The sequence below is a fragment of the Anatilimnocola aggregata genome, assembly GCF_007747655.1.
Lineage (GTDB): Bacteria > Planctomycetota > Planctomycetia > Pirellulales > Pirellulaceae > Anatilimnocola > Anatilimnocola aggregata.
In genome coordinates, this window is the sequence record NZ_CP036274.1 from 2962557 (window position 1) to 2976022 (window position 13466).

Genomic DNA, 13466 nt, shown 5'->3' on the forward strand with positions numbered 1-13466 from the left:
ATAATCAGCCACAAGTCCTCACAGGCGACGTGAGGACTTGTGTGGATACTGACTGGCTCGGAAACCCATCACGCGGGCGCCATCTGCACCGGGTGGGTTTATAGCCACACAAAGTAACACGATGAACTGGAACGGCTGCGGGTAAAGACCCCAATGCCGTTCGCGCTGCCGTCGTTATTGGTATTGCCTTCGACCGTGTTGATCGAGCCGCCGGTGACAATGCCGGTATGAATGACGCTGGGCTTGCCATCGCGCAGGCCTTTGACCAGGAAGATATCGCCCCGCTGCGGCGTGGTGACGAGTTTCTGGTTGTCCCTGGCCCATTGATAGAGGAATGGGCAATAGGCCGTTTGAGGCATGGGGTTCGGCTGTCCCGTTTGCGCTGCCGCTTGCTGAAAGCTCCAATAGACAAACGACATGCACCAGAGCGCGCCGTTGTTGACACCAGCAGCCGCGTTGTAAGCATCAACCTTCGCGCCCCGATTCGAACCCGCTGGTTCCTCGCGCACGCCATTTTCGCCCAAGGCGATTTGTACAGCCTTCTCAACGAGCGAACTAATGACCGGCCCCGCTGGCGGCGGCATCGGTGGGGGAGGTGGCGCACCAGGTGTGGAAGAAGTTTGATCGAGCGCAGCCCAGGTGTTACCGCCGACCACACCATCCACGGTTAGCTTGCGGGCTGATTGAAAGGTCATCACTGCGGTCTTGGTCTTCGCACCAAACGAGCCATCGACCACTAGCGGTGGCGCGGGTCGCACCAGTTGATTCAACCGAGTTTGCAATTCCTTCACCGCTTGGCCAAAACTTCCCTGACGCAGGATCGGACGACTGTTCATGGGATAATCCTCGCTCGAGAACGGTGGGGTAGGCACATGGGGAAGATTAGGCAGAGGGCTATTCAATTTGAGCGTGATTCGTCGCATTTTGTGACAGACAATTCTGTGCGATTGGGATTGCGACAGTGCTAACTTTTGGTCGCAGCATCCTCCGTTTAATCGCAGCGCTCAACTAGTTGTCAATTGAATCAGCTGCGCGAATCCGCAACAACAAAAAAAACAAGTTATCTCACTCGCTCGGCACCTGCGATCTTCTTGTGTGTTGCCAACGACCAGCCTGACCGCACGCGAGCACATTCAAAGTGGCTCTAGCTGATTTCTAGACGCGAATTAACCGCAACGGCTGCGGATTGCCGCGAATAATCGACGGGATGGGTTTACGAACCACCTTACCTCTCCAAAATTTCGGGTACGGAACACTTCCTGCACTTCCGTTGAATTAACAGGCCACCTCTCCCCCGACTTCGAAAGCGGAGTGCCGCGCTCATGCTGAGTACTATTCGTTCGCGCCGATCGACGGCAGCCTTCACGCTCGTTGAATTGCTGGTCGTGATTGCCATCATTGGCGTCCTTGTCGCGCTCTTGCTCCCTGCAGTTCAAGCTGCTCGTGAAGCGGCGCGGCGCTCGCAGTGCCTCAATCACTTGAAGCAGATTGGTTTGGCAGTTCACAACTATCACGACACCTACAACTACCTGCCCAACTCTCGCCGCGATGCCAGTTTCACCTGGCAGGCGCAGATTCTTCCGGGGCTCGAACAGTCGTCCCTATATGCCAAGTGGAAATTCGGTCCCAGCTTCGACACTCAATTGCAGGAATGTCGTGAAGCAAAAATCACGGTTTACTTTTGTCCTTCCCGGCGTTCCGCAAGCAGTGCTCAGCCGATCACAGAAACCATGGACTCGGGGCCATCGACCACGGGTGTTGGCAGCGACTACGCCATCTGCTCGGGTAACTCGGCGTTGTCAAATAATGACTATTGGCAAGCGAACTCATCGAATCAGGCTGCCGATGGTGTCGGGACGATTTTCAATGCTAGTGGTACGGTGACTCCCGGAGATCCGTCATTCAAAGCGGGCCCCAGGCTCACGGATATCACCGATGGAACAAGCAACACGATCATGGCTGGCGATAAGCACATCTACGTTCAGGGGTTGAACAAGATTTCCTATGAAGGCCCTGCATTCAACGGGGACAAGGGACACTCATATCGGCCACTGGGTGTCTCGTATCCGTTGTCGAAGGGACCGATGGATAAGGCGACCAAGGCTTTCGGCAGTGCTCACCCGGGCGTGACGAACTTTGTCCTTTGCGACGGCAGCGTGCGAGCTTTCTCGAATGGTGGAAATGCCACGATGCTGGGCTATATGGCCGGCAAGGACGATGGTCAGGTTGTTTCGGGCCTGGAATAGTCGTTCGGCATCGACAGCGTTACCGATAAGAAATCTTCAGGCAGTACACCAGGAGAGACACCATGAAAACGACTCGAATTTCCATCGCGGGATGCACCTTGGCGCTATTGGCGTTCGCATTGGGTTGCGGCGCGAGCAGCAAGTTCGAGCCAGTCACCGGCGAACTCGTATTTCCCGACGGTACGCCGGTCAGCGGATTAGAAGGTGGACAAGTCACCTTTCGTCAGCAGTCGATTGGCAAAGAAGAGGTGCCAGTATCAGCCTCGGGTTCGATCGATGCGCAGGGCAAGTTCTCCCTTGCGACTGAGCAACTGAACGACGGAGCACCGATTGGCACGTACGACATCCTCATTAAGGTGCCGGAGCCATCTGGCGATGTCCCTCTGCCCCCGGTGATCCATGCGAAGTATGGCAAGTTTGAAACGGCTGGAATCTCGCAAGAGGTAAAAGAGGGCACAAATCACTTCAAGATAACGGTAGAGCCCGCCAGGTAAGTGGCGGCGACTAGCTTTCCCTCCCTAATTCTCTGCGGCTTTCCGCGAATGCTCGATGGGTGGGTTTACGTAGTACACAAGTTCAGGAATATTCGAAAAGTAGATTTCTCGCTGTTTTTTGCTTGTCAACTGCTTTGGCCCCTCTCTCGTCCGCTTGCGGAGTGCCCTTCATGTCGTTCAAGTCCCGCCGCCCCTACGCGGTGCGTGGTTTTACGCTCGTTGAATTGCTGGTCGTGATTGCCATCATTGGGGTGCTCGTGGCGCTACTGCTCCCGGCAGTTCAAGCTGCTCGCGAAGCAGCCCGCCGAACGCAGTGCATCAACCATCTCAAGCAGACTGGCTTGGCAATGCACAACTATCACGACACCCACAACTGCCTGCCGAATTCGCGTCGCGACGCGAGTTACACCTGGATGGCTCAGATCCTGCCAGGAGTCGAGCAGATGGCACTTTACAACAAGTGGCAACTAGGAACATCATTCAACTCGCAACTGCAGGAATGCCGCGAAGCAAAGATCTCGATTTACTATTGCCCTTCGCGCCGGACTGCAAGTAATGCGAAAGTGATTTCCGAAAACATGGACGGCGGAACGGCCACGACTGGCATCGTCGGTGACTATGCTGTCTGCACCGGCGATTCGAGCGTATCTGGCGGCGACTATTGGCATCCCGATGGTACGAGTGCGGCCAACAACGGTGTGATGGCCTGTTGGGGTCGCATGGGTACAGCGCCCCCCGCGGGAACACCTGCGTTCAAGATCGGGACGAAGTTCTCTGAGATTCAAGATGGCACCAGCAACACGTTGCTCGCCGGAGATAAGCACATCTATTTGAAAGAGTTGAACAGCCCGGGCTACGGTGATGGCACGGCCTTCAATGGTGACAAAGGCCATTCCCACCGAGCGATTGGTACGACGGTGCCTTTGGCGAAGGGTCCCTTTGACCAAACGAAACGTGCATTCGGCAGCAATCATCCTGGCGTTTGCAACTTCGTGTTGTGCGATGGCAGCGTGCGGGGAATTGCAGTTAACGCCAATCCCACGATGCTCGGCTATATGGGCGGCATTGCCGATGGCCAAGTAGTTCAAGGCGTCGACTAATCACGATAGCGCATTCGACGTGCATTAAAACCCCGTCACCACCATCGAGCTACGCAAATCGAGCGTGGCTCCCACGGCCATGACCGAGAACGTGGTGCCACACCAGGCCCACGAACCACTTTGGGCTTCAATGGCAACCATTGTCGCCACGGCCAGGCCAATCAGGCAGCCGAAAAAGAGGGTGCGGAAGCAAGCACATTGCAATGGACAGCGGCGGGGCAAACGGGCGAGCACGACACTCACCAGTCCCACCAGTTGCAAAGCGAGCGTAGCCCAAAACAGCATCGGATCCATGAATTCCAACATGCGCGCACTCCCTGCACGCAGCGATTTTTAAGAGTCGGCCTGAAGTCAGGCTGGGTCGATCATCGACACCATCGACCTGCCATCCACCGCCTCTTCACAACCACCGCGAACGCGCCGGCAACTTACCCCAACCGAGAAAATCCAGCCGGGTAATCTGACCGCCGCAACCCTTGGGCACCATTCATCCATGAACGGCTTGCCTCACCCTTAGCGACTGCCGTGCCAGATTTTCGAACTCATTTCAGGAAAATCGGCTCAGCACGAAAGAATTGTTGTAGATTCCGGGGGAAACTGTCGACCCCAACTTCACATTTGGCTGAAGATTTGCGCAGAAGTGCTAGCAGATTGTCATTTTTACCAAGGGCAAGCTTGTAGGACTTACAAACTTGCAGAGCCTGGCAGGTTGACCGCTAGCAAGTACTTAGTAGAAACCGCGTAAGATTCGCGCTACCAACGTTCGCCGCGGCGACCGTAACGGCGCAAAAAAGGTCGCGGCTCGAAAGGCTCGCGACCGAATGATTCGCGAAGTCGCTCCTGAGGGTTCTCATCAACTAGGCTTTCAATTTCTGCTGGCAGTTGGTTTTGCCCTACTTGTTCGCGGGCCCCATGCTCGGTGCTTACCAAGATAATCGGCGCGCTTTTGTCAGCCGCTGACCGTGAGTCGTGCCATTCCCACGGAGGCGTCGCCCAATTGCCTGGGCGAGGTGGGCGTGGGCCGAAGCCAGCCCCCCAACCACGTCCTAGTGCGCGCCACGAAGGTCGCAGTACACCTTCCAAACTCCAGTCGTGACCGTTGTGGTTGTAGGCATCGCTACCAAAGCGATGGAACTTGCCGCCGTCGTCCCGCGCATCGGGCCCGGTGCTGTAGAGCACATAGCTGTACTTCAGCGGACGATAAAGGAGGGGCTGTTGCGTGAACGGATCGAGGGGCATCATTGCCAGGATGTGCGGCACGAGTTCCTTGAGCGATGTCGGCAGGCGATCGTGCTGGTGGCGGAACAAACGCAGGGCCAGGTCGGTCGATAAGAGCCGTCGCTGGGCCGCTTCGCGGTTATAAGGCTGGGCCAGGGTGTGATAGCCATTGCTCTCGGTGCTGGGAATGCTGAGAGCGCCTTGCACGACGGTTTCGAGCCGGTGCCGCCAGCCGTGGGCAACGTCGGTCCAGTAGCGATCGCGAGCATTCGTTACTTCAGGATGCTCGGCCGCCGCATCAAGCGCGTCGAGGACATTCAAGATGGTCGGCAGTGAAGTGGGGGGCAAATGGTCGCGAAACTGCGCCAGATGAACCAACCCCAGGCTCTTGATGGCACCAGCCGCCTGCGCGTGAATGCAGATGCCGCCGCGCGAGAGATGATTTCCCAGACGCAACGTCGCCAGGTCGAACTCGATGCCGCGTTGCACGTTGCCATCGCGATAAGCCGACTCGGCTTCACGCGACCAGCGACGGGCCAAGCCGCGCAGCGTCGATAGTTGCGCATTTTGCGTTTCTAGCGAACCCTCGTCGGCGCGCCGCTTCAGATCCAAGGCAACGCAACCGGGCTGCTTTACGAGTCGCAGCGAGTGGTCGTAAATCGCTGCGACGCGCGTCGAAAAATTCGTATTCGGGTGACGCCCTTCGAGTTCACTCAGCGTGTATTCGCCGACTCCCATCGTCTCTAACTCGGTGCCAACGGCGACTAACTCCGGCAGCACATTGTTGCGAATGTGAGGTGCCGTAACTTCCGGCGGGCCCACAAACATGGCCATGTACAGCACCACGACGGGCGAAAACGTCAGAGCAGCAACCGAGCCGACTAGCCGCCGCCGCTTTTGAAACAGTTCGTTCTGATCGATAACTTGCCAGCACCAGCGCACCAGCCAGAGTCCCACCAGCAGCAGTGTGGTAAAGAACAAATAAAACTCGCCAATCGGAGTCCATGTTAAGTGCTGCGGTCCCGCGACTCCAAGCAGATACAGGGCCTGCAAACCGTCGCCCCAGGTCGATTCAAACACAATACCCAGCGACACGCAGATGAACATGGCGATCGCCCACACCGAACCGCCACGCAGGCCAACCACGCCGAGGCTGATAAAGCTGATTGCAAAGAGCAGTGCCAGGTCGAAGCATAAGCCGGTCCAGGAGAAGTTCAGGTTGCGCCACGGCAACTGCACCAGTACTCCCAGTGTCACGGCAATGACCGTCATTCCCAGCCAGGCATCGCAGAGCGAAATTTTCCAGCGTTTGTTGCGGGCAGTCTTCGCTGTGGCTGTCTGCTTGGATTTGGCAGTCTCTTTCGCTGGAACAAGCTTCGCCGGAACAATTCCCAGGCCCGCTTCCCAGCGCTGGCGCAAGCTGGCAGCAGCAATTGCCAGGGCCAGCACGAGCGGGAAGAGCATCACTAGCGGCTCGTAAGCGCGGATGGGAAGCAATAGGACCAACGGCGCGCAGAGGAGCGAGACGCGCCAGAACCAAGGCAATCGACTCAGCCCAGCCAGGATCGCGGCCCAGCAGATGCCACCAGCCGTGAGGGCTAGCGCAACCACATGAACCTGGATGGCAATGGACTGTAAGGTGGTAATTTCGTCAGGCATAACGATCCCTTTCAAGCGAACTGAATCATCACTAACGAGACTGGCTCATCGTGATTAGTTCAGTTTGCAGCCCTGGAGTTAACTCCTCGCGCACGAAAAATTAAGCTCCTGGAATGGTCAACGACTCCATCGCCCGGTTGTTACGGTGGCCCGTTGTCATGCCTCGACTCACACTCTCTAGGAAGAAATGCGAGCCGACTTTACTCATTTGTAATTTTCTAATTGTCCGCCAACATGCGACCTTCTAACCCTTCGATGGCTGTTCGCACCTCGTTGGGAATCAACGCCGGCCGCTGCGTCTGATAGTTAAACACCACAATCACGGAAGAGGACTCGGCGACGATGGCGTTTTGCGCATTACTTACAATCGCGTGCTCCATGGAGAGGCTGGTTTTACCCAGACGGGTGATTCGCGTACCGATCAGCACGCTATCGGGAAAGTGCAACTGCCGTTTGTAGTTACACTCGATTTGCGCGAGGATCGGGCCCAGTACGGTCGGGTTCAGCCAAGCGGCGAGCCCCAAACGCTGGAGATAGGCAACTCGCGCTGATTCGCACCAGCGAAAGTAGACGGTGTTATTCACGTGACCGAGTGCGTCTTGATCGCCCCATTGCACGGGCCAATCAATTACGACCGGAAAACCCTTTAATAGCTCGCTTGTTGCCAGCTGCCCGAGAGGGAGTTTTCTGTCGTCACGATCTGCTCCAGCATTCATGCGCGTCTCGTTCTTCCTGAACGCTTTCGATTTTGAGGTGTACTCAAAAAAGGTGGTCAAAATAGTTGCTTTGTCAGTTCAACTGACACGAAGAAGCACTTTTTCGCCGCTGCGCGGTCATTCCGCTACGAGAGAGGTTCCGTCCGAGGGAGGTGGGTGAGATTCGGGCGGGTTGCAGTCGCGACCGGGGAGAAGATAGTCGCGGTACAGTTTGAGGCGGGTTCCAATCTTGACCACTATACGCGACTGACCTCGAAAAGGAAACCAGACCAGAAACCAAGTGCTCCGTTCCAAGTGCTAAGTTCTGAGGCAAGAGCTGAAGGTGAGGAACTTAACTGTCTGTCGGCTAGTAGTTTAAGGGGCTTCGTGTCGGACTCCAAATTGCTCCCTTTGCTCTTTCCTTCATTAAACTTTGAATCTTAAACCAGAAACCTCAAACCCTTCCCGGCGACCACTGCTAGCAATTTCCTGTCTCACAACTCTGAACTTTGATCTCCGCGCTTCGAATACCCCGCTGCCATTCCGGCAGCCAATCCGCAATTGACCATTTTCACTGGTCGCAATAAACTTCTGGGGCTGAGCAAGTTGCGCCAATCTGACGAGATTGCTGCAACCTCGGGCAGGACTTTTGCATTACCACCACGGATTGCGCCAGAGCTGGCAAGATGTCACTCTGTGCTGGGGAACCACGGCCCAGCCCAAGCGCGTGCTAAATACTCTTTGCGACTGATGTGAAGTATGGACTTACTAGAGCGGACCTGGGAATCGTTTGGCCAGTTTTTCGGCGGCCTGCTGTCTGGGTTCGAGCGCGGCGTAACAGCCATGTTCGGTACGTCCAACGCGCGGCTCATTCGCAAGATGTATGCCCGGGTCGAAGGAATTAATGAACTCGAGCCGCGCTTTCAGGCGATGTCCGATGCGGAATTGAAAGAACAGACGATCAAGTTTCGCCAACGGCTGAAAGCGGGCGAGTCGCTCGACGACATCCTCGTCGAAGCCTTTGCCGTCGCCCGCGAAGGTGGCCGCCGCTATCTCGGCATGCGTCACTACGACGTACAAATGGTCGGTGGCATGGTGCTGCACAGTGGTGCCATCGCCGAAATGGTGACTGGTGAAGGCAAGACTCTCGTCGCCACGTTGCCTGCCTATCTGAACGCCATTGAAGGGAAGGGTGTGCACGTCGTTACCGTGAACGACTACCTCGCCCGCCGCGATATGGAATGGATGGCGCCGCTCTATATGGGGCTCGGTCTCACCGTCGGTGCGATTCAAAGCGATATGGAAGTCGACGAGCGTCAAGCGGCCTACGACTGCGATATCACCTACGGCACGAACAACGAGTTTGGCTTCGATTACCTGCGCGATAACATGCGTCCCGCTGCCCGCGGCGACGATCGCTTTCCCAAGCCGCTGCAGCAATCGCAAAAGCATCTTAACTTCGCGATCATCGACGAAGTCGACAACATTCTCGTCGACGAAGCTCGTACTCCGCTCATCATCAGCGGGCCGGCGTTTCAGAATGTTGCCAAGTATGCCGAAGCCGACCGCGTCGCGCGTCAGCTGAAGCGTGAAACGCATTTCGTCGTGAACGAAAAAGATCACAATGTCAGCTTGACTGACGATGGCGTGCGCGAGGCCGAACGGCTGGCCGGCGTCGAGAGCTTTTACACTGCAGACAATATGGAGTGGCCGCATCTTATCGATAACGCCCTCAAGGCTCACTACTTGTATCAGCTCGATGTGCGCTACGTGGTGAAAGAGGGTAAGGTCATCATCGTCGACGAGTTCACGGGCCGCTTGATGGATGGCCGCCAGTGGAGCGATGGTTTGCACCAGGCCGTCGAAGCCAAAGAAGGGGTCAAGATCAAGGAAGAAACGCAGACGCTGGCCACCATCACGCTGCAAAACTTCTTCAAGCTTTACAACAAGCTCTGCGGTATGACTGGCACGGCCATGACCGAAGCCAGCGAATTTTGGAAGATCTACAAGCTCGACGTGATCGCGATTCCGACAAACCGCGGCATGCAGCGGATCGAATTTCCCGATGCCATCTATCGTACCGAAAAGGAAAAGTTCATCGCGGTGGCCGACGACATCGAACGCGTCCACAAGTACGACACGGTCGTGCTCAAGACGGGCGAAGAGCTCGTGGGTCTCATCCTCAAAGAGACCGACGACAATATCCAATATCAGCCCAAGGAAACGCGCGACGTCGAAACGATCGAACGCGCGAAGATCGATCACCTGGAGTATCGCGGCCGGCCGGTACTCATCGGTACCGTCTCGATCGAGAAGAGCGAACGAATTGCCGCGATGCTGGAAAAACGCGGTGTGAAGCACCAGGTGCTCAATGCCAAGCATCACAAGCGCGAAGCCGACATTGTGGCGCAAGCCGGCCGCCTCGGCGCTGTGACCATTGCCACGAACATGGCTGGCCGCGGTACCGACATCATTCTCGGCGGCAATGCCGAAACGATGGCCTGGGCCAAGCTGCAAGACAAGTACGCCACTCGCCTCGACGTGCCGCATGCCGAGTGGGACGCGCTCACGCGCGAGATTGAAGAAAAAGAGCAGATGAAGCCGGAAGGCGTAAAGGTCAAGGAACTCGGCGGCCTGTACGTCATTGGCACCGAGCGCCACGAAGCTCGCCGCATCGACTTGCAACTCCGCGGTCGCTGCGGTCGCCAAGGCGATCCCGGTAGCAGCCGTTTCTTCTTGTCGCTCGAAGATGACCTGATGCGGATCTTCGCCGGCCAATGGGTGAAGTCGGTGCTCGATTGGCTGGGCATGAAGGAAGGCGAGCGAATCGAACACCCGATGGTCAGCCGCCGTATTTCGGCCGTGCAAAAGAAGATGGAAGAGCGGAACTTCGAAATCCGCAAAAACTTGCTCGAATACGACGAAGTAATGGACGAACAGCGGAAGCGGGTTTATCGCTTTCGGCAGAACATTCTCGATGGCGAAAATTGCCGCGATGTCATCCTGAACATGGTTCGCAAGCAAGTGAACCAGAATGTCGAATCGTTCCTGAAACGCGATTATGGTCCGGGTGTCTTCGCCGCCTTTGCCGCCACTCGCCTGGCTGCCACCTTCGAAGCTCGCGATTTCAACGGCATGGACTTCCCTGCTGCCGAAATGTTTGCCCTGAGTGAAGCGACCCGTTCGGCCGAAACGCACGTGCAGGACGGCCTCGATGAAAACTTGCCCGAAGGTACCGATGAAGAGGAATGGAACTGGGAAGCGATGGCCAAAATGGCCAATACTCGCTGGGGTTTGAATCTGCGCGACCGGGACTTGAAGAAGGTCGGCCGCGATCATGTTGCCGAGCATATCATCGACCTCGCTCGCGAGCGCATCAAGACGGTCGATCTGACCGAAGGGAAGCCGTTCCTCGAAGAGGATTTTGGTTATCGCACGGTGGTCGCTTGGGCGCGGGCCAAGTTCGGTCTGGAACTCGATCTCAAGGAAATCGAGAAGCTCGACGTCTCGGCCCTTAAGAAGTACGTGGTCGATCAGGCCGTAGCCTCATACGACCGCAAGGAAGCTGAATATCCGATCATGGCGGGCATCTATCGCTGCGGCGGTGGAGAGAAGGGGCAACTCGATCGCGAAGCCCTCATCGCCTGGGCCCGCGAGCGCTTTGACTCATCGCTCGAAGTTGACGACCTGCGCAATAAGACGCAGGCCGAGATGCTGCAGTTGTTGGCACCTTTGAGCCAACGGAAGCAACAGCAGGCCGAGCAGGCAATTGCAGATGTGAAGAAGCGCGTTGCCGAAGCTTATCAAAACAGCAACGGCGACGATGGCGAAGCCAAGTACCAGCCGCTGGCAACGTGGGCTGCCGAAACGCTTAAATCGGAACTGACCGCGGAAAAGATGGCCGAACTGGATCGCGACGAACTCGAACATCAATTGCTGATCGATGTCGAAGATCGTTATCGCCCCGAGATGCGCCGCATGGAGCGCTCGGTGTTGCTGCAAGTCGTCGATAGCATGTGGAAAGACCACCTGCTGATGATGGACCGCCTGCGCAGCTCGGTGGGGCTGATGGGCTACGCCCAGATCGACCCCAAGGTCGAATACAAACGCGAAGGGATGAAGACCTTCGAGCAGATGTGGCAATCGCTCGACGACCGCGTGACGGAACTTGTCTTCAAGGTCGAACAGCTGAACGAAGACTTCGTCCGCAGCACGTTCCAGGAAACGAGCGCTCGCCACGATTCGCTGCCGGGTGCCGACGACGAACTGGAGAGTTCGCAGGAACAAACGAGCAGCGGTTCGTCCGGTACCGATACGCGGCCCGAACCGATTCGCAATCGCGGCCAGCGTGTTGGGCGGAATGACCCGTGCCCGTGCGGCAGCGGCAAGAAGTACAAGAATTGCCATATGAGAATGGGTGGCGGAGCCACTGTGTAGGGCAATGGCTCCGCGCTTAACTCACGTTTCCTATACATTTGGAAGTCGTACTCCCTCTCCCCGTTTATTCATGGGAAGAGGGGCGCGGTGAAGAGCTGAAGCTGAGTGGTTACGGCCATTGCAATTCAGCCCCTCACCCTAACCCTCTCCCCGGAGTACCGAGGAGACGGAACTAAGAGCGAAACAACACCAACCGCGAAAGGATTCGCGCATGGCCTACGTGCTTAACGTTGCGTACGTGCTGCTGCTCATCGCGGCTGCTCCCTACCTGCTCTACTCACGCATTCGGCACGGCAAATATCGCGATGGCTGGCGACAAAAGCTGTGGGGCGATGTTCCCCGCCGCCGTTCGCGCCGCACGCCCTGCTTGTGGCTGCACGCAGTCAGTGTGGGCGAAGTCAATCTGCTGCAACCGTTGATTGCCCGCTGGGAGAAATCGCATCCCGATTGGGAAATTGTCATCAGCACGACGACGCAAACTGGCTACGCGCTCGCGCAAAAACGATATGCTCCGCGGATGATCTTCTATGCTCCGCTCGACTTCACCTGGTCGGTCGAAACGTCGCTCCGCATCATTCGGCCCACGATTCTCGTCTTGGCCGAACTGGAACTGTGGCCGAACTGGATCGCCGCCGCGCAGCGCGCTGGTACGAAGGTCGCCGTGATCAACGGTCGCCTCAGTGCCAAGAGCTTTCGCGGCTATTCACGCATCGCAGGTTGGCTGCACAGCACGCTGGCAGCAATCGATTTGGTGGCCGTACAGAACACCGAATATGCCGAACGATTTGTGGCATTGGGTGCGCCGGCCAAGAATGTCTGCCTTACCGGCTCGATGAAGTTCGACGGCGCGAGCATGGATCGCGGTAACCCGGCCACGCGCAAACTAAGCGCGCTCGCGGGAATTCAAGACAGCGACGTCGTCCTGCTCGCCGGCAGCACGCAAGCGCCGGAAGAGCAGATCGCGCTCGATGTGTTTCAAAAACTGTCGCCGCAGCATCCGAATCTGAAACTGCTCATTACCCCTCGACATCCCGAGCGATTCGACGAAGTCGCGGCGCTTCTCGACCGTAGCGGGGTGCGTTGGCAGCGTCGATCGCGTCTGGAAACAGCAGGCTCTGATCCGCTTGCGCGCGTGCTGCTCATTGATGTTGTTGGTGAACTGGGAGCTTGGTGGGGCGCTTGCCAGATCGCCTTCGTCGGCGGCAGTCTCGGTCGTCGTGGTGGGCAGAACATGATCGAGCCCGCTGCGTACGGCGCGGCGATTTCATTCGGGCCCAACACCTGGAACTTCAAAGACGTCGTGCAACTGCTGCTCGGCAAACAAGCGGCCATCGTCGTGAGGGATGCGGCCGAACTGCAGTCGTTTGTCGCACGCTGCCTGGTGGAATCAACGTTTGCATCCCATCTAGGTCAGCGGGCAAAGGAATTGGTTCTTCAGCAACAAGGGGCAACGGATCGCACCGTGACACTCTTGGAAACATTGGCGGCGAAGAACCTCGCCCCGACGTTGCCAGCGCATCCCAGCTGGAAGAAGCATGAGAACAAGAGACGAGCGGGGTAGTAAGAGTTCAGGATATACGAGCCGACGAAGTCCTTAGTAGAGCAGGCCCCTCACGC

General features: G+C 57.0%; 9 protein-coding genes. 5 read left to right on the forward strand and 4 right to left on the reverse strand.

Annotated features, from left to right (window positions below):
* Positions 1–98: 98 nt before the first annotated feature.
* The gene (locus ETAA8_RS11230; protein WP_202921767.1) at positions 99–836 is read right to left on the reverse strand and encodes a peptidoglycan-binding protein; all 738 of its coding nucleotides are present in this window, start codon (positions 834–836) and stop codon (positions 99–101) included.
* A gap of 486 nt (positions 837–1322) precedes the next feature.
* Here ETAA8_RS11230 and ETAA8_RS11235 point away from each other — a divergent pair, with 486 nt between their 5' ends.
* The 3 genes from ETAA8_RS11235 to ETAA8_RS11245 all read left to right on the forward strand — a co-directional run bounded on the left by ETAA8_RS11235 (position 1323) and on the right by ETAA8_RS11245 (position 3840).
* Positions 1323–2246, forward strand: coding sequence for a DUF1559 domain-containing protein (locus tag ETAA8_RS11235; RefSeq protein ID WP_145088108.1), 924 nt, complete (start codon positions 1323–1325; stop codon positions 2244–2246).
* A 62-nt stretch (positions 2247–2308) separates the two neighbouring features.
* Positions 2309–2740: a hypothetical protein gene (locus ETAA8_RS11240; RefSeq protein ID WP_145088109.1), complete on the forward strand. Its 432-nt coding sequence runs from the start codon at positions 2309–2311 to the stop codon at positions 2738–2740.
* Between the two features lie 170 nt (positions 2741–2910).
* Entirely contained in the window at positions 2911–3840 is a 930-nt protein-coding gene (locus tag ETAA8_RS11245; protein WP_145100408.1) for a DUF1559 domain-containing protein, read from the forward strand.
* Positions 3841–3864: 24 nt separating this feature from the next.
* On the opposite strand, the gene ETAA8_RS11250 is transcribed toward ETAA8_RS11245, so the two are convergent.
* The 3 genes from ETAA8_RS11250 to ETAA8_RS11260 form a co-directional block, all read right to left on the reverse strand.
* Positions 3865–4146 carry a hypothetical protein gene (locus ETAA8_RS11250; RefSeq protein ID WP_145088110.1) on the reverse strand — a complete coding sequence of 94 codons (282 nt, stop codon included), beginning with the start codon at positions 4144–4146 and terminating at the stop codon, positions 3865–3867.
* A gap of 447 nt (positions 4147–4593) precedes the next feature.
* On the reverse strand, positions 4594–6717 hold the full coding sequence (locus ETAA8_RS11255; RefSeq protein WP_145088111.1) for a hypothetical protein: 2124 nt from the start codon (positions 6715–6717) through the stop codon (positions 4594–4596).
* Between the two features lie 218 nt (positions 6718–6935).
* A complete protein-coding gene (locus tag ETAA8_RS11260; protein WP_145088112.1) occupies positions 6936–7433 on the reverse strand; it encodes an acyl-CoA thioesterase in 498 nt (165 codons plus the stop codon).
* 738 nt (positions 7434–8171) lie between these two features.
* Between ETAA8_RS11260 and secA the strand changes: the two genes are divergently transcribed.
* Positions 8172–11849 carry a preprotein translocase subunit SecA gene (gene secA / locus ETAA8_RS11265; RefSeq protein WP_145088113.1) on the forward strand — a complete coding sequence of 1226 codons (3678 nt, stop codon included), beginning with the start codon at positions 8172–8174 and terminating at the stop codon, positions 11847–11849.
* 211 nt (positions 11850–12060) lie between these two features.
* Positions 12061–13410 carry a 3-deoxy-D-manno-octulosonic acid transferase gene (locus tag ETAA8_RS11270; RefSeq protein WP_145088114.1) on the forward strand — a complete coding sequence of 450 codons (1350 nt, stop codon included), beginning with the start codon at positions 12061–12063 and terminating at the stop codon, positions 13408–13410.
* The last annotated feature ends 56 nt before the right edge of the window (positions 13411–13466 follow it).